The organism is Pseudomonas sp. SZ40, from assembly GCF_052958135.1.
In genome coordinates this window covers 87,492-110,543 of record NZ_JBQWIF010000017.1, presented here as the reverse complement: position 1 = coordinate 110,543, position 23,052 = coordinate 87,492, and the positions used below count along the sequence as shown (strand labels likewise).

The window sequence follows — 23,052 nt, the reverse complement described above, 5'->3', positions numbered from 1 at the left end:
ACCTTCGAGGGGCCGATGATGGCCATCAAGACGGTCAACGCCCTCTCCCACTACACCGACTGGACCATCGGCCACGTGCATGCCGGCGCCCTTGGCTGGGTGGCGATGATCACCATCGGCTCGCTGTATCACCTGATTCCGAAGGTGTTCGGCCGCGAGCAGATGCACAGCCTGGCGGCCATCCACGTGCATTTCTGGCTGGCGACCATCGGCACCGTGCTGTACATCGTCGCGATGTGGGTCAACGGCATCACCCAGGGCCTGATGTGGCGGGCGGTGAACGAGGATGGCACGCTCACCTATTCCTTCGTCGAATCCCTTGAGGCCAGCCACTACGGCTACGTGGTGCGCATGATCGGCGGCGCGATCTTCTTCGCCGGCATGCTGTTGATGGCCTGGAACACCTGGCGCACCATCGGTGGCGCCCAGCCGGCGCAGTACGAGGCCGCAGCACGGATTCCCGTTGCCCAGTCAGGGAGCGCCAAGGGATGAAACACGACCTCATCGAAAAGAACCTCGGCCTGATGACCCTGCTGATGGTCATTGCGGTGAGCATCGGCGGCCTGACGCAGATCGTCCCGCTGTTCTTCCAGGACGTGGTCAACGAGCCGGTGGCCGGCATGAAGCCCTACACCGCGCTGCAACTCGAAGGCCGCGATGTGTACATCAAGGAGGGCTGCGTCGGCTGCCACTCGCAGATGATCCGCCCGTTCCGCGCCGAGACCGAGCGCTACGGCCACTACTCGGTGGCTGGCGAAAGCGTGTGGGATCACCCCTTCCTGTGGGGCTCCAAGCGAACCGGGCCGGACCTGGCGCGGGTCGGCGGCCGCTACTCGGACGAGTGGCACCGCGTGCACCTGCTCAACCCGCGCGACCTGGTACCGCAATCGAAGATGCCGGCCTATCCCTGGCTCGCCGAGAAGAAACTGGACGGTACGCTGACCGCCGAGAAGATGAAGGTGATGCGCGACTTCGGCATTCCCTACAGCGATCAGGACATCGCCAGGGCCAGGGAAGCGGTCGAAGGGCGAAGCGAGCTGGACGCGCTGGTCGCCTACCTGCAGGTGCTCGGCACCGCCATTCAGAACAAGCGGTGAACCGATGCCAGCCTTTCTGACCGACATCGGCACCATCCGCGGCATCGGCACCGCCGTGGTGTTCATCGCATTCGTCGCTGTGGTGCTCTGGGCCTATAGCAACAAGCGCAAATCCAGCTTCGACGAGGCGGCCAACCTGCCCTTCGCCGACGAGCCGGAGGCTCGCAAGGACGGTACCGGGAGCGACAAGCCATGAGTGGCTTCTGGGGGGGCTACATCGCCCTGCTCACCCTCGGTACGCTGCTGGCCGTGACCTGGCTGATCTTCGCCACCCGCAAGGGCCAGCGCCCCGACAACACCGACCAGACCGTCGGCCACAGCTTCGATGGCATCGAGGAATACGACAACCCGCTGCCACGCTGGTGGTTCCTGCTGTTCGTCGGCACCCTGATGTTCGCCTTCGGCTACCTGCTGCTCTACCCCGGCCTCGGCAACTTCAGGGGGCTGCTGCCGGGCTACGACGACGGCTGGACGCAAGTCGCCCAATGGGAGCGCGAGATGGCCGTCGCCGATGCCCGTTACGGCCCGCTGTTCGCCCAGTACGCCGCCATGCCCATCGCCGACCTGGCCAAGGACGAACGGGCATTGAAGATAGGTGGCCGCCTGTTCGCCAACCATTGCTCGATGTGCCACGGCTCGGATGCCAAGGGCGCCTACGGTTTTCCCAACCTGACCGACGATGACTGGCTGTACGGCGGCGACCCGGACACCATCAAGACCTCGATCATGCAGGGTCGCCAGGGCGTGATGCCCGGCTGGCAGGAAGTGCTGGGCGATGACGGCGTGCGTGACGTCACCGCTTACACACGCAGCCTCTCCGGCCTGGAGAACCCGGCGGATAGCGCCGCGGACATGGACAAAGGCAAACAGCTGTACGCCACCAACTGCGCCATGTGTCACGGCCCCGACGGCAAGGGCATGCAGGTGCTCGGCGCGCCCAACCTGACCGACAAGGTCTGGCTGTACGGCTCCAGCTTCGCTCAGGTGCAGCAGACCATCCGCTACGGGCGCAGCGGCCAGATGCCGGCGCAAGAGGACTTCCTCGGCAACGACAAGGTGCACCTGCTGGCCGCGTACGTGTACAGCCTGTCGCAGCGTGCCGAAGAACCGGCGGCGGAGCCAGACCGGGAGAAAGAGTGAGTGCACTGATCTGGGTCAGGGCGGGCTGCCGATGCTGCGTCTAGGATGGTCACGCCTGATCCCTGCGACGGGTGGCCGCAAGCCCGATGAGGGCTGGAGGCGTACCATCGGCGCAGCGAACGATTGCGACCGGCAGGTATCGGTCGCGACATGCCCGACCAACCGTTGTGGTAGCCCTCGATGAGCCAACAGATCCCCGTCAAGAACGTCACGCCGGTTGCCGCCGGCGAGACCATCGACCTCTATGCCAGTCGCGAGAAAATCCACACCCGCGCCTTCAGTGGTTTCTACCGCAACCTGCGACGGGCCGGCGGTGCGCTGCTGTTCATCCTCTACTTCGGCACCGTATGGCTGAACTGGAACGGCCACCAGGCGGTGTGGTGGAACCTTCCGGACCGCAAGTTCCACATCTTCGGCGCCACCTACTGGCCCCAGGATTTCGTGCTGCTCTCGGCGCTGCTGATCATCGCCGCCTTCGGACTGTTCTTCATCACCGTCTTCGCCGGCCGTGTGTGGTGCGGCTACACCTGCCCGCAGAGCGTCTTCACGTGGATCTTCATGTGGGCGGAAAAGGTCACCGAGGGCGACCGCAATCAACGCATGAAGCTGGAAAAGGCGCCCATGAGCGCAGGCAAGTTCCTGCGCCGCTTCGCCAAACACGGCATCTGGCTGGGCGTTTCGCTGATCACCGCGGTGACCTTCGTCGGCTACTTCGCGCCGATCCGCGAACTGCTCGCCGAGCTGATCAGCTTCGAGGCCGGTGGCTGGGCGCTGTTCTGGATCGCCTTCTTCACCCTCGCCACTTACGGCAACGCCGGCTGGCTGCGCGAGCAGGTGTGCATTCACATGTGCCCTTACGCGCGCTTCCAGAGCGTGATGTTCGACCAGGACACCCTGATCGTTTCCTACGACCCGCGCCGTGGCGAAGCCCGCGGAGCGCGCAAGAAAAGCGCCGATCATCAGGCCCTGGGCCTGGGGGACTGCATCGACTGCACCCTGTGCGTGCAGGTCTGCCCGACCGGCATCGACATCCGTGATGGCCTGCAGATCGAATGCATCGGCTGCGCCGCCTGCATCGATGCCTGCGACAGCATCATGGACAAGATGAACTACCCACGCGGGCTGATCAGCTACACCACCGAGCACAACCTTTCCGGGCAGCAGACCCAGCTGCTGCGCCCGCGCCTGATCGGCTATGCGCTGGCACTGCTGGCCATGTTCGCGGTGTTCGGCTGGGCGCTGAACGACCGCCCGCTGGTGGAGCTGGACGTGCTCAAGGACCGGGTGCTCTACCGGGAGAACGAGCAGGGCCGGATCGAGAACGTCTATACCCTGAAGATCATGAACAAGGCGCAACAGGACGTCGTCTACCGTATCGAGGCCGATGGTCTGGACGGTCTGGTCTACGAAGGCCGCCGCGAGGTCCGCGCGCTGGCCGGCGAAGTGCTCGCGATTCCGGTGGAGCTGTCCATCGACGCCGAGAAACTGCCGTCCAGCACCAACGAGATCACCTTCCGCATCCGTGCCACGGATGACGAGAGCATCCACAACGACGCCAGCAGCCGGTTTATCGGCCCCAGCGTGAGATAGCTGAACGGCTGGATCGCCTCCCCGCCACCCTACAGCCGTAACTCCGTAGGGTGGGCTTCAGCCCACCAAAGCGAAACGCCAAAGCGAATGACCCAAGCCAAGCACCAACACCGAGAAGAGAAAGCAGGCCAGCCATGAACGAAGAGACCCAACCCGCGCCCTGGTACAAGCAGTTCTGGCCCTGGTTTCTGATCGCCCTGCTCGGCTACTCGGTGATTCAGGGGCTGACCCTGCTGACCGTGGCCACACGCAATCCACCGGGGCTGATCTCCGACGATTACTACGACGTCGGCAAGGGCATCAACCAGTCGCTGGAACGCGAGAACCTGGCCGTGCGCCTGCAGCTGCGCGCCAGCCTCGACCTCGATGACCAGCGCGGCATCGCCGAGCTGCACCTGCGGGGCAGCAGCGCGCCAGCGCAACTGGTGCTCAATCTGGTATCGCCCACCCAGCCCGAGCGCGACCGTCGCGTGGTACTGCAGCATCAGGGTGACGGCCTGTATCGCGGCAACCTGCAGGACAGCGTGCAGGGCCGGCGCTTCGTCGAGCTGATCGGCCAGGAAGGCGGTCAGGACTGGCGCCTGTTCGAGGAAGAAACCCTGCAACCCGGCCAGAGCATCCAGCTCGGGGATGAACACTGATCGACGCTTCAGCCTCCGGGGCGGTGCATGCCGTCCCCACGCCCTGCTACCACTGCGGCCTGCCGGTGCCCGCCGGCGCGCATTTCCAGACCGTGGTGCTGGGGCAGCCCCGCGAAATGTGCTGCCCCGGTTGCCAGGCGGTGGCGCAGACCATCGTGCAGAGCGGCCTGGAGCACTACTACGGGCACCGCAGCGAGGCTGCCAGCAATCCGCGGCAACTGCCTCAGGTACTGCCGGATGAGCTGGTGCTGTACGACCGTCGCGACGTGCAGCAGCCCTTCGTCGAACAGCAGGGCGAGCTGAGCGAGGCCAATCTGCTCATCGAAGGCATCAGCTGCGCGGCCTGCGGCTGGCTGATCGAGAAACACCTGAATACCCTGGCAGGCGTGGCCGAGGCGCACCTCAACCTGTCCAGCCACCGCCTGCTGGTGCGCTGGGACGCGAGCGCCCTGCCGCTCAGCGAACTGCTCGGCGCGATCCGCCGTATCGGCTATGCGGCCCACCCCTGGCAGGCCGATGCCGCTGCCGAGCAGTTGACCCGAGAAAATCGCCGAGCCATGCGCGAACTGGGCGTGGCCGGGCTGCTGTGGATGCAGGTGATGATGGCGAGCATGGCCACCTGGCCGGAATTCAATATCGACCTGAGCGCGGAACTGGACAGCATCCTGCGCTGGGTCAGCCTGTTTCTCACCACCCCCATCGTCTTCTATTGCTGCGGCCAGTTTTTCCGTGGCGCCCTGCGTGACCTGCGCACCCGCCACCTGAGCATGGACGTCTCGGTGTCGCTGGCCATCGGCGGCGCCTACGCAGCGGGCATCTGGTCCACGGTAACGGGCCACGGCGAGTTGTATTTCGACGCGGTGGGCATGTTCGCCCTGTTTCTGCTCAGCGGCCGCTACCTGGAACGCCGTGCCCGGGAACGCACCGCAGCGGCGACCGCGCAACTGGTCAAGCTGTTGCCGGCCTCCTGCCTGCGCCTGGATGAACGCGGCCAGAGCCAGCGCATCCTGCTCAGCGAACTGCGTCTCGGTGACCACGTGCTGGTTCCGCCTGGGGCGCTGCTACCTGCGGACGGCCAGGTTCTGCAGGGCCACTCCAGCATCGATGAATCGCTGCTCACCGGTGAGTACCTGCCGCAACCTCGTACGGTCGGTGATGGGGTCACCGCAGGCACCCTCAATGTCGAGGGCCCACTGACCGTCGAGGTGCGGGCTCTGGGCGACACCACGCGGCTGTCGGCCATCGTGCGCCTGCTGGAACGCGCGCAGAGCGAAAAACCGCGCCTGGCAGAAATCGCCGACCGGGTCGCGCAATGGTTCCTGCTGATCGTTCTGGTGGTGGCCGCCATCGTCGGCCTGGTCTGGTGGCAGCTCGACCCTTCGCGCGCCTTCTGGGTGGTCCTCGCCCTGCTGGTCGCCACCTGCCCCTGCGCCCTCGCCCTGGCCACGCCAACCGCCCTGACCACCGCCACCGGCACCCTGCACAAACAGGGCATGTTGCTGACCCGCGGTCATGTACTCGAAGGCCTGGAGCAGATCGACACGCTGATCGTCGACAAGACCGGCACCCTCACCGACGGCCGCCTCACCCTGCGCGCCGTGCACACGCTGGGCACACTGGATGCCGATGCCTGCCTGGCCCTCGCCGCCGCCCTGGAAAGTCGCTCCGAGCACCCCATCGCCCGTGCCTTTGGCCATGCTGCAGCGCCTGTCGAGGCACTGCAGAGCTTCCCCGGCCTAGGCTTGCAGGGCACGGTTGATGGCCGTCGCCTGCGCATCGGTCAGGCCGCGTTCGTCAGCACACTCGGTGCCAGCCCGCCCCCCGCTATCCCGGGGGATCAGGGCCAGTGGTTGCTGCTCGGTGATGAGCTGGGCCCGCTGGCCTGGTTCGTGCTCGATGATCGCCTGCGTGACGATGCCCCTGCGCTGATCGACGCCGCCCGGGCTCGTGGCTGGCAGATTCTCCTGCTCAGTGGCGACAGCTCGCCCATGGTCGGCGAAGTGGCGGCCGAGCTGGGTATCGAACAGGCCCACGGCGGGCTGACTCCGGACGCCAAACTGACCATCCTTCATGACCTGCAGAAACAGGGGCGCCGCGTACTGATGCTCGGCGACGGCGTCAACGACGTGCCGGTACTCGCCGGAGCCGATATCAGCGTGGCCATGGGTACGGCATCCGACCTGGCGAAAACCAGCGCCGACGCGGTGCTGCTGTCCAATCGCCTAGGCAGCCTGGTCGACGCGCTGCGCCTGGCCCGCCGCACCCGCACCATCATCATCGAGAACCTGGCCTGGGCCGGGCTGTACAATGGCCTGGTACTGCCCTTCGCGGCCCTCGGCTTGATCACCCCGATCTGGGCCGCGCTGGGCATGTCGTTCAGTTCGTTGCTGGTGGTGCTCAATGCACTGCGCCTGGGGAAATCATCATGACCGCGCTGTACATCCTGATTCCCGTTGCCCTGCTGCTGGTCGCCTTCGCCGTGTGGCTGTTCTTCTGGGCGGTCGACAGCGGTCAGTACGACGACCTCGACAGCCCCGCTCACCGCATCCTCTTCGACGACGATGACCCGCGCCACCAGGCCGCCGTGCAGCAGGCCAGCGAGCCCGACCAGAAACCCCATGACTGAGCTGCTGCCACACGTGCTGTCCGCCTTGATTCTGGGCCTGCTCGGCGGTGGCCACTGCCTGGGCATGTGCGGCGGGCTGATGGGCGCCCTGAGCCTGGCCATTGCGCCCGAGCGGCGTGATCAGCGTCTGCGCCAGTTGCTGGCCTACAACGCCGGGCGCATTCTCAGCTATGCCCTGGCCGGCCTGCTGCTCGGCCTGGCAGGCTGGGCACTGGCCAGCGGCCCGCTGGCCATCGTGATGCGAGGCATCGCCGGGCTGTTGCTAATCGTCATGGGGCTCTATCTGGCAGGCTGGTGGAGCGGTCTGACGCGCATCGAGGCGCTGGGCCGCGGCCTCTGGCGACATCTGCAACCGCTCGCCCGCCGTTTCATGCCGATCACCAGTCCATCGCGCGCACTGCTCCTCGGCGGCCTGTGGGGCTGGCTGCCCTGCGGCCTGGTCTACAGCACCCTGCTGTGGGCGGCCAGCCAGGGCAATGCCCTGCACAGCGCCGCCTTGATGCTCGCATTCGGCGTCGGCACCCTGCCGGTGCTGCTGGCCACCGGCCTGGCGGCCGAGCGCCTGGGCAGCCTGCTGCGCAAGCGTGGCGTGCGCGTGGCAGGCGGCCTGCTGGTGATGCTGTTCGGTCTGTGGACACTGCCCGGTCCGCACCAGCATTGGCTGATGGGGCACTGAGGCTCGATCTGTCGGCGCCCCAGCGGTCACACCCCCACTGCGCCCCCATGACTCAGATCAAAGAGCCCCGCCCAGGCCCGCCCTAGACTGCCGAGCACTCAACGCTGAAGCGGAACTCGCCATGCTCGACGCCATCCAGTGGGATTCCGACCTGATCCGCCGATACGATCAAGCCGGCCCGCGCTACACCTCGTACCCGACCGCCGTGCAATTTCATGACGGCGTCGGCTCATTCGATCTGCTCCACGCCCTGCGCGAAAGCCGTCGTGCCCTGCGCCCGCTGTCGCTGTACGTTCACCTGCCGTTCTGCGCCAACATCTGCTACTACTGCGCCTGCAACAAGGTGATCACCAAGGATCGCGGCCGCACCCAGCCTTATCTGCAGGCGCTGGAAGTGGAGATGGCACTGGTCAGCCGCCATGTCGACAAGCGCCAGCACATCGAACAGCTGCACCTGGGCGGCGGCACCCCGACCTTTCTCAGCCACGACGAACTGCGCCGATTGATGACGCAACTGCGTGAGCATTTCACCCTGCTCGACGACGACTCCGGTGACTACAGCATCGAGATCGATCCCCGCGAAGCGGACTGGTCGACCATGGGCCTGCTGCGCGAACTGGGCTTCAACCGCGTCAGCCTCGGCGTGCAGGACCTCGACCCCAACGTGCAGCGCGCCATCAACCGCCTGCAGAGCCTGGAAGAGACCCGCGCCATCATCGAGGCCGCACGAACCCTGCAGTTTCGCTCGGTGAACATCGACCTGATTTACGGCCTGCCACAACAAACGCCAGAGAATTTTGCCCACACCGTCCAGCAGGTGATCGCCCTGCAACCCGATCGCCTGTCGCTGTTCAACTACGCCCACCTGCCGGAACGCTTCATGCCGCAGCGGCGCATCGACAGCACCCAGTTGCCCAGTGCAGCGAACAAGCTGGCCATGCTGCAGGGCAGCATCGAACAACTGGCGAGCGCCGGTTACCGCTACATCGGCATGGATCACTTCGCGCTGCCCGACGACGAACTGGCCAGCGCTCAGGAAGACGGCAGCCTGCAGCGCAACTTCCAGGGCTATACCACCCACGGGCATTGCGACCTGATCGGCCTCGGCGTGTCGTCGATCAGCCAGGTCGGTGATCTGTACTGCCAAAACAGCTCGGATCTGGCCGCCTACCAGGCCAACCTGAACAATCGCCAGTTGGCGACCTCGCGCGGCCTGGGCTGCAACGACGACGATCGCCTTCGCCGCGCCGTGATCCAGCAACTGATCTGCCACTTCCAGCTGGACTTCGCGGAAATCGAACGGCGCTTCGCGGTGAATGTCCGCAGCTACTTCGCCGACACCTGGCCGGCCCTGCAGCAGATGAGCCGCGAGGGCCTGATCGAATTGCGAGATGGCAGCATCGAGGTGCTGCCGGCGGGACGATTGCTGGTGCGCTCGCTGTGCATGCTGTTTGATCGCTACCTCAGCGAGCAGAACCTGCAGCGCTTCTCGCGGGTGATCTGAGTACGGCTACTGCCGTGCCAAGGAAGAAAAAATCAGCTGATCATCAGCGATGTGACGGTGACGCTCTGCTCGGTGCTGAGTTCCTGGTCGCGAATAGCTTTGACCAGCTCGGCGTTAGCCGTGCTCAAGGCGCCGCTGATCGAGCTGACCTCGGTCTGCAGCGCCTGGGCACTGGCCTGACGCGTTTCGTCGTCCATATCGCTCTGAGCCATGATCGCCTGCAACTCGGCCATTTTCTGCGCGAGCTGGGCTTTCAGCTCACGAATCATCTTGAGCAGTTGCTTGATGTTCGAAGGCAGGTCGCTCTCGTCGATATCGCTGTTCTTATCCTCGGACTTCGACTGCGCCAGGCCCTCCAGGGACAGCGTGACCTTGACGCCCGGCTCGGCACTGGTGCCAGCCGCTGGCGCCGCAGTCGAGGTTTCTTCGCTGGTTTCGGCAGGCGCCGCAGCGGCGGTCGCAGTCGAACTGGAGGGCACGATACTGCGCTCGAGCGAAACGGGATTATCTACACGCATTGCAACGCTCCTGGCCGTCAACTCACTGATTCAGCGTTATCGGCAGGGGGGAGCGACACTTGAGCGCGCCCCCTTGGGTGGCCGTGCCCCCTCTGGTGCGGTACCCTTACGACTTCTGTGTCTATACCAGGGATAAGGGCGATGTCCGAAAGCATCAAGCTGCGTACAACTCATCAGGCACACTGCAAGGATTGCAGCCTCTCCAGTCTCTGCCTGCCGCTGTCGCTGGATCTCGAGGACATGGATGCGCTCGACGATATCGTCAAACGCGGCCGCCCCCTGAAAAAGGGCGAATTCCTGTTCCGTCAGGGCGACACCTTCAACTCGGTCTTCGCGGTACGCTCCGGCGCACTGAAAACCTTCAGCATCAGCGATGCGGGCGAAGAGCAGATCACCGGCTTTCACCTGCCCAGCGAACTGGTCGGCCTCTCCGGCATGGATACCGAGCTGTACCCGGTATCGGCGCAAGCGCTGGAAACCACCTCGGTCTGCGAAATCCCGTTCGAGCGCCTCGACGAACTGTCGGCGAGCCTGCCGCAGTTGCGCCGCCAGCTGATGCGCGTCATGAGTCGTGAAATCCGCGACGATCAGCAGATGATGCTGCTGCTCTCGAAGAAAACCGCCGACGAGCGCATCGCTACCTTCCTAGTCAACCTGTCGGCGCGCTTCCGTGCCCGCGGGTTCTCTGCCAACCAGTTCCGCCTGGCGATGTCGCGCAATGAAATCGGCAACCACCTGGGCCTGGCGGTGGAAACCGTGTCGCGGGTGTTCACCCGCTTCCAGCAGAGCAAACTGCTCGAAGCCGAAGGCAAGGAAGTGCATATTCTCGACCCGATCGAGCTGTGCGCTCTGGCGGGTGGTAACCTTAATGGCTGATAGGGCCTCGAGAACCCGTTCATGATCTGCTGCGCGTCGGCCCTGCTGCGTTGAAAACAAGCGGGATTGCCAGCCCAAGCTAGGCGTTCCCGTCGGAATGCTCATTCACAGCTCGTAAACTCGCGTGCGAGCCCAGTCCGCTTCCTCGCTTGTTTTTGCAGGGGCGCCTAGCCCTTGCATGGCTCTAGCTCGCAAAGTCATGAACAGGTTCCAAGGCTCAATTTTGACCGCTACAAGGATTACCGATGATTTTCGACGAATTCAGTATCAAGACCCTCATTCGCCCGGTTAACGACTTCCCGAAACCGGGCGTGGTGTTTCGCGACATCACCCCGCTGTTCCAGTCGCCGCGCGCCCTGCGCATGGTGATCGACAGCCTGATCCAGCGCTATGTCGAGGCCGATTTCAGCCACGTCGGCGCCATGGATGCGCGCGGGTTCCTGATCGGTTCGATCATCGCCTATGAGCTGAACAAGCCGTTGGTACTGTTCCGCAAGCAAGGCAAACTGCCAGCCGACGTCCTCAGCCAGGGTTACCAGACCGAATACGGCGAAGCCTTTCTGGAGGTGCACGCCGACAGTCTGTGCGAAGGCGACAAGGTGCTCATCGTTGACGACCTGATCGCCACCGGCGGCACCCTGCTGGCCGCCGTGCAACTGGTCAAACACATGGGGGCAGGCATTCATGAAGCGGCCGCGATCATCGACCTGCCGGAGCTGGGTGGCTCGCGCAAACTGCAGGACATGGGCATTCCCACCTACAGCCTGACGGCCTTCGCACTCGATGAGCGCTAAGAGCAGTAGCAAGTTACAAGCGTCAAGTGATCTTCGCGCGACCAGAACCTCTGCCGTCAGGCTGATGTGCTGGGGTCGTGCGTAGGCTGGATCGGGCGCGAAACTGGCGCTTCATCCGGCCATCGGCTTCATGCGCGCCCAACTGCCCACCTTGAAAGCGATCGGCCAATAAAAAGCCCCGGCCAAGTGCCGGGGCTCTTTATTGCATATCAGGCTATCAGCGCAGTGCCGGGCCCTGGAACCCCATCCACATCGCCAACTGCTCCGCCACACTGGCGCCCAGTTTCTTGGTGAAGCGATCCAGCGGGCTTTCCTGGACGGTGAAATCCACCATTTCTTCCTGGCCAATGACGTCACGCGCCACATAGCTGGTGCTGCCCAGGGCATCGATCAGGCCCAGGTCCAGCGCCTGTTCGCCAGACCAGATCAGGCCGGAGAACAGCTCGGGATGCTCGGCATCCTTGAGGCGATCGCCGCGGCCCTTCTTCACGCTGTCGATGAACTGCTTGTGAGTGGTTTCCAGCACGGTCTTCCAGAACGCCGCCTCTTCAGGCTTTTGCGGCTGGAACGGATCGAGAAACGCCTTGTGCTCGCCCGAGGTATAGACGCGGCGGTCAACGCCGAGCTTGTCCATCAGACCGGTAAAACCGAAACTGGCCGCAGTGACACCGATGGAACCCACCAGGCTGGCCTTGTCGGCATAGATCTGGTCGGCAGCGCTGGCGATGTAATAGGCACCCGAAGCCCCCAGATCGGAAATCACCGCGTACACCTTGGTGTCCGGGTTCTCGCCGCGCAGACGGCGGATTTCGTCATAGATGTAGCCCGATTGCACCGGGCTGCCACCGGGGCTGTTGATGCGCAGGATCACACCCTTGGTGTTGGGGTCCTTGAAGGCTGCGCGCAGGCTGCCGACGATATTGTCGGCGCTGGCCGCTTCCTTGTCGGCGATCAGGCCACGCACGTCGATCACCGCGGTGTGCGGCGTGCTGCTGGCACCCTTCTGCAGATTGAGCAGCGGCGAGAACAGCGCCAGGGCACCGAACAGATAAATGAAGGTCAGCAGCTTGAAGAAGATCCCCCAGCGGCGCGAGCGGCGCTGCTCGTGAACGCTGGCCAGCAGCGTCTTCTCGAGGAGTTTCCAGCTCTTCGGGTCGCTCTCGGCCACGACCGGCGTCTTTCTATCACCCCACATGCTCACTCTCCTCGGTTTGGGGCTCGGCCACCGTCTGGTTCAGCCAGGCACTCAGTTCCATGAAATGGTTGATCGACAGCTTCGGCTCATAGGCACTCAACGCCGTCAGCGTCTGCGCACCGTAACCCACTGCCACAGAATCCATACCCGCGCGCTGCGCCATCAGCAGATCGAACGAGGAATCACCGATCATCAGTGCCTGCCCGGCCGGCACGCCACAATGCTGAAGAATTTCATGCAGCATGCGCGGATCGGGCTTGCTCGCCGTTTCATCGGCGCACCGCGTGATGTCGAAATATTCCTGCCAGCCCAGCGCGTCGAGAATCCGCTGCAGGCCACGGCGGCTCTTGCCGGTGGCAACGGCCAACTGATAACCCTGCGCGCGGAACTGCGCCAGACTCTGCTCCACCTGCGCGAAGAACGCCGAGGGGGTCTGATCCATGGCCACATAACAGTCGCTGTAGCTGACACGGAAGCGTTCGACGTGTGCGGCTTCGACGAGTTCCGGATAAAGCGTGGTGATCGCCTCGGGCAGCGCCAGGCCGATGATGCCCTTGACCGCCTCGTCACTGCGCCGCGGCAGGGAACACTGGTCGGCCGCCTGGTGCATGGCCGCGACGATACGGCCAATGGAGTCGACCAGCGTGCCGTCCCAGTCGAAGATCAGCAGCCGATAATCACGCACTCAGGCGCTCCAGCGTGCGAGCCCACATCTCGTCGACCGGCGCCTCGAGCTTCAGCACGCCGCCCTCGGGCAGCGGAATGTTCAACTCGTAGGCATGCAGGAACAGGCGCTTGCCGCCCAACTCGCGAATCTCCCGGGTGAAGTCGTCATCGCCATACTTGCTGTCACCGGCAATACAATGCCCGCCGTACTGGGCATGCACGCGAATCTGGTGGGTCCGGCCAGTCACCGGCTTGGCTTCGACCAGGGTCGCGAATTCGCCGAAACGGCGCAGCACGCGGAACACGGTGAGCGCCTCCTTGCCTTCGGGGTTGACCTCGACCATGCGCTCGCCGGAACGCAGATTGCTCTTGAGCAGCGGTGCGTTGATCTGCTTCTTGGCGGTCGCCCAGTGGCCACGCACCAGGGCCATGTAACGCTTGTCGACGCCGTCACCGCGCAGTGCTTCATGGAGATGACGCAGCATGCTGCGCTTCTTGGCGATCATCAGCAGCCCGGAAGTATCGCGGTCGAGGCGATGCACCAGTTCCAGATCCTTGGCATCCGGTCGCAACTGGCGAAAGGCCTCGATCACACCGTAATTGAGACCACTGCCGCCGTGCACGGCGATGCCGGCCGGCTTGTTCAAAACGATCAGCGCCTTGTCTTCATAGACGATGGCCGCTTCCAGGCGCTGCAGCAGGCCCTGGGCCAGCGGCTCGGGCTCGTCGCGCTCGGCCAGGCGCAGCGGCGGCACGCGCACGATGTCACCAGGCTGCAGCTTGTATTCGGGCTTGATCCGACCTTTGTTGACCCGCACCTCACCCTTGCGCAGGATGCGGTAGATCAAGGTCTTGGGTACGCCCTTGAGCTGGGTACGAAGGAAGTTGTCGATGCGCTGACCCGCAAGTTCAGGCGCGACCTCGAGCAGCTGAACGCCGGAGGTTGGAGTAGTGGGTGTCGTCATGGCCGAGATCATACAATTTTTATGCATTTGAAGCACTTAATCATTGCTGCTATAGTCGCGAATGCCGCCAAAAGCGGCCTGATTCGCGGATGTTGCCAAACCGCCATCGTGAATCAAGCAACCCATTCAGGACGTAAGGCCGTCCGACGGGCGTCTCAGAGAGCGATAGGCCTGCATGGCTGCTCGAGAAACTCGGAAATAAGGCCTGAGACACAGATGCGCGACCAGCCCTTATGGAGGGTCGCGGTAATGCCAACCCGCTGCGGATTTTTCGTGAGCGGCACCCGATTTTCAGCGATACGTGTAGGGTGGAGATGCACAACGGTCGGCCTGCGTAGCAAACAGCTTTATCAGAGACGCGTCATATCGTCCGCTACCGACCCTTGATTCCTCCTCCTGACTGAGAACCCGTTTACGGTCTCGCAAGTTAGCGCCACGCAAGACGCTACGTTAGTGACAGCCCCCGATCCGGGGCAGGCAAAGAAGCTCGCTTACCCAGGTAAACGATCTTCCAAGCAGGTTTTAACGCAGCAGGGCCAGTGCTTAGCCGATCGCCAGCGAGTTCTGAGTGCTTTCTGTCACATACAGCAAGCAGGAGACGTCCGTCGCGGCCCAGCACAACTGGCTGCTGCCGCTCGACAATGAAACGATTTACGACCGTTTCTGACGCGCCTGACACCGACCCTGAGCGTCGTGTGTGCCTAACGCGGCTTCCGGCAGCACCGGAAACCATTGGTACCACATGAAAAGAATGTTGATTAACGCGACTCAACCCGAAGAGTTGCGTGTTGCGCTGGTAGATGGCCAGCGCCTGTACGATCTGGACATCGAGTCCGGCGCCCGTGTACAGAAGAAATCGAATATCTACAAAGGTCGCATTACCCGCGTAGAACCCAGCCTCGAAGCGGCATTCGTCGACTTCGGCTCCGAGCGTCACGGCTTCCTCCCCCTCAAAGAAATCTCCCGCGAATACTTCAGCAAGGCCCCCGAAGGCCGCGTCAACATCAAGGACGTGCTCAAGGAAGGCCAGGAAGTCATCGTTCAGGTCGAGAAAGAAGAGCGTGGCAACAAGGGCGCAGCCCTGACCACCTTCATCAGCCTCGCCGGCCGCTACCTGGTGCTGATGCCCAACAACCCGCGTGCAGGTGGCATCAGCCGCCGCATCGAAGGCGAAGAGCGCAACGAACTGCGCGAAGCTCTCAATGGTCTCGACATCCCCAATGACATGGGTCTGATCGTGCGCACCGCCGGCCTGGGCCGTTCCAGCGAAGAAATGCAGTGGGACCTCGACTACCTGCTGCAACTGTGGAGCGCCATCAAGGAAGCGTCCCAGGACCGCCCTGCCCCGTTCCTGATCTATCAGGAAAGCAACGTCATCATCCGCGCCATCCGCGACTACCTGCGCCAGGACATCGGCGAAGTACTGGTCGACAGCGTCGAAGCCCAGGAAGAAGCCCTGACCTTCATCCGCCAGGTGATGCCGCAGTACGCCAGCAAGATCAAGCTGTACGAAGACAGCGTGCCGCTGTTCAACCGCTTCCAGATCGAAAGCCAGATCGAAACCGCATTCCAGCGTGAAGTGAAGCTGCCATCCGGCGGTTCGATCTACATCGACCCGACCGAGGCCCTGGTGTCCATCGACATCAACTCGGCGCGTGCCACCAAAGGCAGCGACATCGAAGAAACCGCGCTGCAGACCAACCTGGAAGCCGCCGAAGAGATCGCCCGTCAGCTGCGCCTGCGCGACATCGGCGGCCTGATCGTCATCGACTTCATCGACATGACGCCAGCCAAGAACCAGCGCGCTGTCGAAGAGAAAGTACGTGAAGCCCTGGAAGCCGACCGTGCCCGCGTACAGGTCGGTCGCATTTCGCGCTTCGGCCTGCTGGAAATGTCCCGTCAGCGCCTGCGCCCATCGCTGGGCGAAAGCAGCGGCATCGTCTGCCCGCGCTGCAACGGTCAAGGCATCATCCGTGACGTCGAATCCCTGTCCCTGGCGATTCTGCGCCTGATCGAAGAAGAAGCCCTAAAGGATCGTACCGCCGAGGTTCGCGCCCAGGTGCCGATCCCGGTCGCCGCGTTCCTGCTCAACGAAAAACGCAACTCGATCACCAAGATCGAACTGCGTACCCGTGCGCGCATCGTCATCCTGCCGAACGACCACCTGGAAACGCCGCACTTCGAAGTGCAGCGCATCCGTGACGACAGCCCGGAAGCCCAGAGCACCCAGACCAGCTACGAAATGGCCACGGTCGAAGTCGAGGAAGAGAAACCGGCTGCAGCCACCCGCACCCTGGTTCGCCAGGAAGCTGCGATCAAGGCCGCTCCGCCGCGCAGCGCTCCTGCTCCGGAAGTTGCCGTAGCTGCGCCTGCTGCCGCACCCGTTGCCGCCGCACCGCAAACCGGCCTGTTCAAAGGCCTGGTGAAGTCCCTGGTAGGCCTGTTCGCCAGTGCCGAAGAGCAGAAACCAACCGTGGTCGAGAAGAAGCCGGGCGAGCGTCAGCCTCGTGGCGACGAGCGTCGTAACGGTCGCCAGCAGAACCGCAACCGTGGCAACCGCCGCGATGAAGATCGCAAGCCGCGTGAAGAACGCGCCCCACGTGAAGATCGCGCAGCCCGCGAGGAACGTGCGCCTCGTGAAGAGCGTGCACCGCGTGAAGAGCGTCAGCCTCGCGCCCCGCGTGAAGATCGCCAGCCGCGTGAGAACGTGGAAGTTCGCGAGCCTCAGGAAGTGCGTCAATCCCGCCCGCCGCGCGAACCGCGTGAAGGTCAGGAAAACCGCCGTGAACGTCGCCCGCGTGAAGAGCGTCAGCCGCGCGAACTGCGCGCTCCGCTGGATGCCGAGCCGCAGAACGAAACCGCAGCCGTCGCCAGTGAAGAAGCTCGCGCCGAACGCCCGCAACGTGAACCGCGCCAGCCACGCCAGCCTCGTGAAGAACGTCAACCTCGCGCCGAACAGGCTCAGGCAGACGCTGCTGAAGACGAAGTGCTGAACAACGACGAGCAGCAAGACGACGAGCAGGAAGGTAACGAAGGCGGTGATCGCCCACGTCGCCGCTCCCGCGGTCAGCGTCGCCGCAGCAATCGTCGCGAGCGTCAGCGTGATGCCGACGGCAACCCGATCGAAGGCAGCGACGAGAATGCGGAAGAGCCGGTAGACAACGGCAGCATCGCTGCAGCCGCTACCGTGGCAGCCGTTATCGCTGAAACCGAGAAACCAGCCGAACAGCCGGTCGCTCAGCAAGCAGACATCTTTGCCACCACCGAAACCGCAGCACCTGTCGCCGTACAGGACGTACAGCCAGCGGTCGAGACCGAGCAGCCCCCACAAGCTGCTGCCGTTGTGGTCGAAGAAGCGCCTGCGCCAGTCGAAGTGCCGGCAGAAACAGTTGCCGAGCGTGCCGATGCAGTGATCGAGCCCCTGCCTGAAATCGAACGCCCACGTGCTTCGGCAGCGGAATTCGAAGCAGTGCAGCAGGAAGCTCCGGTCGCGGCCGAGCCAGTCAGCGAAGCGGTCGTCGTCGAAGCACCCGTTGCCGAAACGCCAGTGTTCAAAGCACCGGCCATCGAAGCTCCGGTAGCCGAAACCACTTTCACTGCCGCACCCGAGGCCGCTCCGGCAGCCGAGGAAGTTGCAGTGGAAGCACCTGTGGTCGAGGCGCCAGCGATCGAAGAGCAAGCCGCTTCAGCCGCACTGGTTGCAAGCAACGGCCGCGCACCGAACGACCCGCGTGAAGTGCGTCGCCGCAAGCGTGAAGAAGAGCGCCTGGCCCGCGAAGCTGAAGAGGCCGCCAAGGCCGCTCCAGCCGCAGCGGTGGTGGAAGCTGAGCCCGCTGCTCCGGCAGTCGAGAGTGAAGCCGTTGTCGACACTCAACCGGCCAGCGAGCCCGTCGAGCAAGATGACGTCATCGTCACGCCGGTCGACGAGAGCGCTCAGCGCGATCAGGACGCGCCCAAGCCGCACGCCTGATTAGGTAGCGCAAAAGAAAAGGGGATGCTTCGGCATCCCCTTTTTATTGCCTGTGATTTTCAGGGTCTGCTGACGTTTCAGCGCAAAACGTCAACAGAACCTGCAAGCGCCCAGAACACAGCGCGCTGTTGAATGCAGTGATGCCCGAAAACGAAAAGGATGGAGCGATCAGGCCTTCACAGCTCCGCCAGCATGGCGAGGCTGCGCGGCATGTAGGATCAGAGCACGTTCGGCTCGATTTCCAGGCTCACGCCGAAGCGCTCGGCGATATCCGCCTGAATGCGCTGTGCCAATGCGAGCAGTTGCTGACCGCTGGCCTGACCGTAATTGACCAGCACCAGCGCCTGCAGGCGATGCACGCCGGCATCGCCATCACGAAAGCCCTTCCAGCCCGCCCTTTCGATCAGCCAGCCAGCCGCCAGTTTCACCTGGCCGTCGGCCTGGGGATAGGCCACCAGATCAGCGTGAATGTGCTGCAGACGCTCGGCCAGCTCGGCCGGCACCAGCGGATTCTTGAAGAAGCTGCCTGCGTTGCCGAGCACGGCAGGGTCTGGCAGCTTCTCGCTGCGAATGGCGCAGATGGCCCGGCTGACATCGCTGGCGTTCGGCGCCTCGATGCCCTGCTCCGCCAGGCGCTGGCGTACCGGGCCGTAATCCAGGTGCAAGGGTGCATTGCGGCTCAGGGTGAAACGCACGCGCAGAATGATCCATCGCCCGCTTTCACGCTTGAAGAGGCTGTCGCGATAAGCGAAGGCACAATCCTGCAGATCGAACGCTCTGACCTCACCACTGTGTCGATCCAGCGCCGTCAGCCCAAGGAAACAGTCCTTCAGCTCGACGCCATAGGCACCGATGTTCTGCACCGGCGAGGCACCGACCGTACCCGGAATAAGACTGAGATTTTCCAGGCCGACAAAGCCCTGGCGCAAGGTCCACTGCACGAAGCCATGCCAGGGCTCGCCCGCCTCCGCCTCGATCTCCACCCGCTGGCCATCATCGGCCAGCAGACGAATACCGCGGCTGGCCATGCGCAGCACCAGCGCCTCGACATCCGCGGTCAGAAGCAGGTTGCTACCGCCTCCCAGCAGCAGCAGCGGCACCTGCCGCTCACGGGAAGCGCTCAGTGCCTGGCGCACCTGGTCGTCGTCGGCCGCCTCGGCAAAGTAGCGCGCCGCCACATCCACGCCGAACGTGTTGTAAGCCTTGAGCGAAACGCCGGCCTGGACCACCACCTTCATAAACGCCCCTTGAGTTCGATCAGCAATGCGTCGCTGGCCTGCTCGAGCAGATCCAGCACCTGCTCGAAACCTTCGGTACCGCCGTAATAGGGATCGGGCACCTCATCCACGGCCAGGTCGTAGCGGCGTAGATAGAGGTCCAGCTCGCCCCGCGCTTGAGCAGGACGCATGCGCTGCAGGTCGCGCAGATTGGCGCCATCCATGGCCAGCACCAGATCGAAGCGCGAGAAATCGTCGGCAGAGACCTGACGGCCGCGCAGGCCGGACAGGTCATAGCCTCGTCGACTGGCAGCCTCCTGGGTACGCGGGTCCGGAGCCTTGCCCACGTGCCAGTCGCCGGTGCCAGCGGAGTCGACTTCGATGCGCTCGGCCAGCCCCGCCTGCTGCAGACGCTGACGCAATACCGCCTCGGCAGTGGGGGAACGACAGATATTGCCCAGGCAAACGAACAGAACGCGCATCAGGCGCCCAGCAACCGACGTACGCGGTCGAGGTCTTCCTGAGTGTCGACCCCGGCGGGCGGCGCTTCCAGCGCGTCGGCGACGTGGATACGTACACCGTGCCAGAGCGCGCGCAACTGCTCCAGGCACTCGGTATTTTCCAGCCAGCACGGGCCCCAGGCGACGAAGTCCTGCAGGAAGCCAGCGCGATAGGCATAGATGCCGATATGCCGGCGATAGGGAACATTGGCAGGCAAGGTATCGCGATCGACAGCGAAGGCATCACGCGCCCACGGCAGCGGCGCACGGCTGAAGGTCAGCGCCAGACCGTTGAGATCGCTGGCGACCTTGACCACATTGGGGTTGAACAGCGCGGCGACATCGTCGATGGGCTCGGCCAGGGTGGCGATGGCGGCCTGGGGGTTGCCGGCCAGATTGGCGGCCACCTGATCGATGATCGCGGGCGGCACCAGCGGCTCGTCACCCTGCACGTTGACCACGATGGCATCGGCAGCCAGGCCCAGCGCAGCGGCCACTTCGGCCAGGCGGTCGGTGCCGGAGTTGTGATCGACGCGGGTCAGCAGCACCTGGGCACCGAACCCCTGGCAGGCCTCGACGATGCGCGCATCATCGGTGGCTACCACGACCTGGGTTGCACTGCTTTTGCAGGCCTGTTCCCAGACATGCTGGATCATCGGCTTGCCGGCGATATCCTGCAGTGGCTTGCCTGGCAGGCGTGTGGACGCATAGCGCGCCGGAATCACCACGGTAAAGGCGTTGCTCATCTTACTTGTCCAGGCGTTCGTCATCGTTGAGGGTGCGGGCTTCGCTTTCCAGCATGACCGGAATGCCATCGCGGACCGGATAGGCCAGGCCGGCACCTTTACTGATCAGTTCGGTCTTGTCCTGGCTGAGCTTGAGCGGGCCCTTGGTGATCGGGCAGGCCAGGATATCGAGCAGTTTCGGGTCCATGGGAAAATCCTTGAGAACAAGAGGAGTGAGCGCGTGACGCGGTTACTGCCGCTCGCCGAGCAGACGATCCAGGCGAGCCTCGAACCAGTCACGAAACGCGACGGAGGGCTGGGCATCGACGGCCAGATACCACCAGTCGTCAGCCGCGAAGGCCCGGCACTTCACCGCGTCCTTTTCCGTCATTACCAGCGGCAGCGCCGGCGAGAAATTCAGCAGCTCGGCGCTGTAGGCAGCATGGTCGGCGAAGGCATGCGCGACAGGCCGCCAGTGTAGCGCCTCGAGGGTCGTGAAGAAACGCTGCGGGTTGCCGATACCGGCCACCGCATGCACGGCCTGACCGGGCGGAAAGTGATCGAGCGGACGGCGCTCGCCGCTGCGCAGGTTGATCAGGGCGCTGGGTACCAGGGTAAAGGCATACCCACCCAGGGGATCGCTCGGCGCGCCGTTGTAGAGGCAGGCATCCACGCTCTGCAGGCGCTCAGCGGGTTCGCGCAACGGCCCGGCGGGCAGGCAGCGGCCATTGCCCAGCCCCCGCGCGGCGTCGATCAGGACCAGTTCCAGATCACGGGCCAGGCGGTAGTGTTGCAGGCCATCGTCGCTGAGCAGCAGGTCCAGGGGCTCCTCGGCCAGCAAGGCGCGAGCGGCGCGACCACGATCCGGGTCGATCATCAGCGGCACGCCACTGCGCTGCACGATCAGCAGCGGCTCGTCGCCAGCCTGCTCGGCAGTGTGCTCGGCCCTGACCCGCCAGGGCAGGCTCGGCGGCTTGGCGCCATACCCGCGACTGATCACGCCAACGCGCAGGCCGCGGGCCTGGCACTGCTCGACCAGCCAGAGAATCAGTGGGGTCTTGCCGGTGCCGCCGACGGTGACGTTACCCACCACGATCAGCGGCACCGGTGCGCGGTAGCTTTCACCCGCACCGGCGAGAAAGCGCGCGCGCTTGCGCTGCACCACACCGCGGTACAGCGCCTCCAGCGGCCGCAACAGCGCCAGAGCCGGATGCCCTTCGTACCAGGCCCGCACCAGACGGTCGGAAAAGCTCGCCATCAGGGCGCGGCCTGAATCTCGACCGTGGTGATGCGCAGGTGCGCGAAGCCCAGCTTGCCGGCTGCATCCATGGCGGTGACCACCGATTGGTGGCTGGTCTTGGCGTCGGCGCTGATGGTCAGCGGCAGGCTGTTGTCGCCACCGGACTCCTTCTGCAAGGCCGCCATCAGGTTATCCAGATCATTCTTGATCAGGGCCTGGCCGTTGAGCGAGATGCCGCCCTCTGCCGATATCACCACTTCCAGTTGCTTGAGTTCGCTCTGCTCGGGCGGTGTACCGCTGGCAGCCTCGGGCAGGTCGACCTGCATACGGGTTTCACGCGTGAAGGTAGTGCTCACCACGAAGAACAGCAGCAGGATGAACACCACGTCGATCAGCGAGGCGAGATTGATCTCGACCTGCTCACGCCGTCTACGTCTGAACTTCACGCCTTCTTGCTCCCCTTGGCCGGCTTGGGCTCCTCGGCCAGGTCGACATCACGCTCGCCCTGCACCATCTCCACCAGCTTGATCGCTTCCTGCTCCATGCCGACGACCAGTTCATCGACGCGGCGCTGCAGGAAACGGTGGAAGAACAGTGCCGGAATCGCCACTGTCAGACCCGATGCGGTGGTGATCAGCGCCTTGGCGATACCGCCGGCGAGCAACGCCGGGTTGGCCGTGCTGCCCCCCATGAACGAGCCGAAGATATCGATCATGGCGATCACCGTACCGAGCAGGCCGAGCAGCGGCGTGATTCCGGCGATGGTGCCCAGCGCATTGAGATAGCGCTCCATCTCGTGCACCACACGGGCCGCAGCCTCCTCGATGCACTCCTTCATCACTTCACGACCATGCTTGGAGTTGGCCAGACCCGCGGCGAGGATTTCTCCCAGCGGCGAATCGGCGCGCAGCTCCTTGAGCTTCTGGTTGTTCAGCTCCTTGTCCTTGATCCAGCGCCACACCTGCCCAAGCAGGTTGGGCGGCGTGACTCGGCTGACGCGCAACGTCCACAGCCGCTCGGCAATGATGCCCAGGGCAGCGATTGAACACAGAACGATCGGCAGCATCACCCAGCCGCCAGCTATAACCAGTTCCCACACGGTGGCAGATCCC

24 protein-coding genes are annotated in these 23,052 nt (G+C 64.0%); 13 read left to right on the top strand and 11 right to left on the bottom strand.

The window, feature by feature from the left end; translation table 11 throughout:
* The 10 genes from ACT9T4_RS15180 to hemN form a co-directional block, all read left to right on the top strand.
* On the top strand, positions 1 to 492 hold a 492-nt coding region (locus ACT9T4_RS15180), incomplete at its 5' end, for a cbb3-type cytochrome c oxidase subunit I (protein WP_499117736.1).
* Positions 489 to 1,097, top strand: coding sequence for a cytochrome-c oxidase, cbb3-type subunit II (gene ccoO, locus ACT9T4_RS15175; RefSeq protein WP_499117735.1), 609 nt, complete (start codon positions 489 to 491; stop codon positions 1,095 to 1,097). The genes ACT9T4_RS15180 and ccoO, both read left to right, overlap by 4 nt.
* Positions 1,098 to 1,101: 4 nt before the next feature.
* Complete coding sequence (locus tag ACT9T4_RS15170; protein WP_499117733.1) at positions 1,102 to 1,293, top strand: cbb3-type cytochrome oxidase subunit 3; 192 nt, start codon at positions 1,102 to 1,104, stop codon at positions 1,291 to 1,293.
* The gene (ccoP, locus tag ACT9T4_RS15165; RefSeq protein WP_042555637.1) at positions 1,290 to 2,237 is read left to right on the top strand and encodes a cytochrome-c oxidase, cbb3-type subunit III; all 948 of its coding nucleotides are present in this window, start codon (positions 1,290 to 1,292) and stop codon (positions 2,235 to 2,237) included. The genes ACT9T4_RS15170 and ccoP overlap by 4 nt, the downstream gene beginning before the upstream one ends.
* Before the next feature lie 180 nt (positions 2,238 to 2,417).
* Entirely contained in the window at positions 2,418 to 3,827 is a 1,410-nt protein-coding gene (gene ccoG / locus ACT9T4_RS15160) for a cytochrome c oxidase accessory protein CcoG (protein ID WP_179538569.1), read from the top strand.
* Positions 3,828 to 3,961: 134 nt separating this feature from the next.
* The gene (locus tag ACT9T4_RS15155; protein WP_042555635.1) at positions 3,962 to 4,468 is read left to right on the top strand and encodes a FixH family protein; all 507 of its coding nucleotides are present in this window, start codon (positions 3,962 to 3,964) and stop codon (positions 4,466 to 4,468) included.
* Positions 4,469 to 4,491: 23 nt separating this feature from the next.
* The gene (locus ACT9T4_RS15150; RefSeq protein ID WP_499117730.1) at positions 4,492 to 6,897 is read left to right on the top strand and encodes a heavy metal translocating P-type ATPase; all 2,406 of its coding nucleotides are present in this window, start codon (positions 4,492 to 4,494) and stop codon (positions 6,895 to 6,897) included.
* Complete coding sequence (ccoS, locus tag ACT9T4_RS15145; protein ID WP_179538571.1) at positions 6,894 to 7,094, top strand: cbb3-type cytochrome oxidase assembly protein CcoS; 201 nt, start codon at positions 6,894 to 6,896, stop codon at positions 7,092 to 7,094. The genes ACT9T4_RS15150 and ccoS overlap by 4 nt, the downstream gene beginning before the upstream one ends.
* Entirely contained in the window at positions 7,087 to 7,770 is a 684-nt protein-coding gene (locus ACT9T4_RS15140; RefSeq protein WP_499117728.1) for a sulfite exporter TauE/SafE family protein, read from the top strand. Before ccoS ends, ACT9T4_RS15140 begins: the two co-directional genes overlap by 8 nt.
* Before the next feature lie 121 nt (positions 7,771 to 7,891).
* On the top strand, positions 7,892 to 9,274 hold the full coding sequence (gene hemN / locus ACT9T4_RS15135; RefSeq protein ID WP_499117726.1) for an oxygen-independent coproporphyrinogen III oxidase: 1,383 nt from the start codon (positions 7,892 to 7,894) through the stop codon (positions 9,272 to 9,274).
* 32 nt (positions 9,275 to 9,306) lie between these two features.
* Here hemN and ACT9T4_RS15130 read toward each other — a convergent pair whose 3' ends face one another.
* Positions 9,307 to 9,792 carry a hypothetical protein gene (locus ACT9T4_RS15130; protein WP_052493846.1) on the bottom strand — a complete coding sequence of 162 codons (486 nt, stop codon included), beginning with the start codon at positions 9,790 to 9,792 and terminating at the stop codon, positions 9,307 to 9,309.
* Positions 9,793 to 9,933: 141 nt separating this feature from the next.
* Here ACT9T4_RS15130 and fnr point away from each other — a divergent pair, with 141 nt between their 5' ends.
* Together fnr and ACT9T4_RS15120 are read left to right on the top strand one after the other, a co-directional pair.
* Entirely contained in the window at positions 9,934 to 10,668 is a 735-nt protein-coding gene (fnr, locus tag ACT9T4_RS15125; protein WP_042555631.1) for a fumarate/nitrate reduction transcriptional regulator Fnr, read from the top strand.
* Positions 10,669 to 10,913: 245 nt separating this feature from the next.
* Positions 10,914 to 11,462, top strand: coding sequence for an adenine phosphoribosyltransferase (locus ACT9T4_RS15120; protein ID WP_499117723.1), 549 nt, complete (start codon positions 10,914 to 10,916; stop codon positions 11,460 to 11,462).
* Positions 11,463 to 11,679: 217 nt separating this feature from the next.
* On the opposite strand, the gene sppA is transcribed toward ACT9T4_RS15120, so the two are convergent.
* The 3 genes from sppA to rluC are packed head-to-tail and all read right to left on the bottom strand — an operon-like array spanning position 11,680 to position 14,288.
* Positions 11,680 to 12,657 (bottom strand): signal peptide peptidase SppA, encoded by a 978-nt coding sequence (gene sppA / locus ACT9T4_RS15115; RefSeq protein ID WP_499117721.1) that lies wholly within the window; start codon positions 12,655 to 12,657, stop codon positions 11,680 to 11,682.
* Positions 12,647 to 13,342 carry an HAD-IA family hydrolase gene (locus ACT9T4_RS15110; RefSeq protein ID WP_499117719.1) on the bottom strand — a complete coding sequence of 232 codons (696 nt, stop codon included), beginning with the start codon at positions 13,340 to 13,342 and terminating at the stop codon, positions 12,647 to 12,649. The genes sppA and ACT9T4_RS15110 overlap by 11 nt, the downstream gene beginning before the upstream one ends.
* Positions 13,335 to 14,288, bottom strand: a complete 954-nt coding sequence (gene rluC / locus ACT9T4_RS15105) for a 23S rRNA pseudouridine(955/2504/2580) synthase RluC (protein ID WP_042555819.1) — start codon at positions 14,286 to 14,288, stop codon at positions 13,335 to 13,337. Before rluC ends, ACT9T4_RS15110 begins: the two co-directional genes overlap by 8 nt.
* 742 nt (positions 14,289 to 15,030) lie before the next feature.
* Between rluC and rne the strand changes: the two genes are divergently transcribed.
* Positions 15,031 to 18,258: a ribonuclease E gene (rne, locus tag ACT9T4_RS15100; RefSeq protein WP_499117717.1), complete on the top strand. Its 3,228-nt coding sequence runs from the start codon at positions 15,031 to 15,033 to the stop codon at positions 18,256 to 18,258.
* Positions 18,259 to 18,476: 218 nt separating this feature from the next.
* Here the strand turns inward: rne and murB are convergent, their stop codons facing one another.
* From murB to ACT9T4_RS15065, 7 genes are read right to left on the bottom strand one after another with little or no spacing between them, the layout of a single operon-like run.
* On the bottom strand, positions 18,477 to 19,496 hold the full coding sequence (murB, locus tag ACT9T4_RS15095) for a UDP-N-acetylmuramate dehydrogenase (RefSeq protein WP_499117715.1): 1,020 nt from the start codon (positions 19,494 to 19,496) through the stop codon (positions 18,477 to 18,479).
* Positions 19,493 to 19,957, bottom strand: a complete 465-nt coding sequence (locus ACT9T4_RS15090) for a low molecular weight protein-tyrosine-phosphatase (protein WP_042555625.1) — start codon at positions 19,955 to 19,957, stop codon at positions 19,493 to 19,495. Before ACT9T4_RS15090 ends, murB begins: the two co-directional genes overlap by 4 nt.
* Positions 19,957 to 20,721 (bottom strand): 3-deoxy-manno-octulosonate cytidylyltransferase, encoded by a 765-nt coding sequence (gene kdsB, locus ACT9T4_RS15085; protein WP_042555624.1) that lies wholly within the window; start codon positions 20,719 to 20,721, stop codon positions 19,957 to 19,959. The genes ACT9T4_RS15090 and kdsB overlap by 1 nt, the downstream gene beginning before the upstream one ends.
* Before the next feature lies 1 nt (position 20,722).
* Positions 20,723 to 20,908 carry a Trm112 family protein gene (locus ACT9T4_RS15080; RefSeq protein WP_042555623.1) on the bottom strand — a complete coding sequence of 62 codons (186 nt, stop codon included), beginning with the start codon at positions 20,906 to 20,908 and terminating at the stop codon, positions 20,723 to 20,725.
* A gap of 42 nt (positions 20,909 to 20,950) precedes the next feature.
* Positions 20,951 to 21,958, bottom strand: a complete 1,008-nt coding sequence (gene lpxK / locus ACT9T4_RS15075; RefSeq protein WP_179538579.1) for a tetraacyldisaccharide 4'-kinase — start codon at positions 21,956 to 21,958, stop codon at positions 20,951 to 20,953.
* A complete protein-coding gene (locus ACT9T4_RS15070) occupies positions 21,958 to 22,386 on the bottom strand; it encodes an ExbD/TolR family protein (RefSeq protein ID WP_499117711.1) in 429 nt (142 codons plus the stop codon). Before ACT9T4_RS15070 ends, lpxK begins: the two co-directional genes overlap by 1 nt.
* Positions 22,383 to 23,039 (bottom strand): flagellar polar localization protein PocA, encoded by a 657-nt coding sequence (locus ACT9T4_RS15065; protein WP_042555620.1) that lies wholly within the window; start codon positions 23,037 to 23,039, stop codon positions 22,383 to 22,385. The genes ACT9T4_RS15070 and ACT9T4_RS15065 overlap by 4 nt, the downstream gene beginning before the upstream one ends.
* Positions 23,040 to 23,052: the final 13 nt, after the last annotated feature.

What these genes read in the sequence shown, in the direction of transcription:
- ccoO (WP_499117735.1), top strand. Translation starts at nt 489, where the DNA reads ATGAAACACGACCTCATCGAAAAGAACCTCGGCCTGATGACCCTGCTG.
- ACT9T4_RS15170 (WP_499117733.1), top strand. Translation starts at nt 1,102, where the DNA reads ATGCCAGCCTTTCTGACCGACATCGGCACCATCCGCGGCATCGGCACC.
- ccoP (WP_042555637.1), top strand. Translation starts at nt 1,290, where the DNA reads ATGAGTGGCTTCTGGGGGGGCTACATCGCCCTGCTCACCCTCGGTACG.
- ccoG (WP_179538569.1), top strand. Translation starts at nt 2,418, where the DNA reads ATGAGCCAACAGATCCCCGTCAAGAACGTCACGCCGGTTGCCGCCGGC.
- ACT9T4_RS15155 (WP_042555635.1), top strand. Translation starts at nt 3,962, where the DNA reads ATGAACGAAGAGACCCAACCCGCGCCCTGGTACAAGCAGTTCTGGCCC.
- ccoS (WP_179538571.1), top strand. Translation starts at nt 6,894, where the DNA reads ATGACCGCGCTGTACATCCTGATTCCCGTTGCCCTGCTGCTGGTCGCC.
- ACT9T4_RS15140 (WP_499117728.1), top strand. Translation starts at nt 7,087, where the DNA reads ATGACTGAGCTGCTGCCACACGTGCTGTCCGCCTTGATTCTGGGCCTG.
- hemN (WP_499117726.1), top strand. Translation starts at nt 7,892, where the DNA reads ATGCTCGACGCCATCCAGTGGGATTCCGACCTGATCCGCCGATACGAT.
- ACT9T4_RS15130 (WP_052493846.1), bottom strand. Translation starts at nt 9,792, where the DNA reads ATGCGTGTAGATAATCCCGTTTCGCTCGAGCGCAGTATCGTGCCCTCC.
- fnr (WP_042555631.1), top strand. Translation starts at nt 9,934, where the DNA reads ATGTCCGAAAGCATCAAGCTGCGTACAACTCATCAGGCACACTGCAAG.
- ACT9T4_RS15120 (WP_499117723.1), top strand. Translation starts at nt 10,914, where the DNA reads ATGATTTTCGACGAATTCAGTATCAAGACCCTCATTCGCCCGGTTAAC.
- sppA (WP_499117721.1), bottom strand. Translation starts at nt 12,657, where the DNA reads ATGTGGGGTGATAGAAAGACGCCGGTCGTGGCCGAGAGCGACCCGAAG.
- rluC (WP_042555819.1), bottom strand. Translation starts at nt 14,288, where the DNA reads ATGACGACACCCACTACTCCAACCTCCGGCGTTCAGCTGCTCGAGGTC.
- rne (WP_499117717.1), top strand. Translation starts at nt 15,031, where the DNA reads ATGAAAAGAATGTTGATTAACGCGACTCAACCCGAAGAGTTGCGTGTT.
- murB (WP_499117715.1), bottom strand. Translation starts at nt 19,496, where the DNA reads ATGAAGGTGGTGGTCCAGGCCGGCGTTTCGCTCAAGGCTTACAACACG.
- ACT9T4_RS15090 (WP_042555625.1), bottom strand. Translation starts at nt 19,957, where the DNA reads ATGCGCGTTCTGTTCGTTTGCCTGGGCAATATCTGTCGTTCCCCCACT.
- kdsB (WP_042555624.1), bottom strand. Translation starts at nt 20,721, where the DNA reads ATGAGCAACGCCTTTACCGTGGTGATTCCGGCGCGCTATGCGTCCACA.
- ACT9T4_RS15080 (WP_042555623.1), bottom strand. Translation starts at nt 20,908, where the DNA reads ATGGACCCGAAACTGCTCGATATCCTGGCCTGCCCGATCACCAAGGGC.
- lpxK (WP_179538579.1), bottom strand. Translation starts at nt 21,958, where the DNA reads ATGGCGAGCTTTTCCGACCGTCTGGTGCGGGCCTGGTACGAAGGGCAT.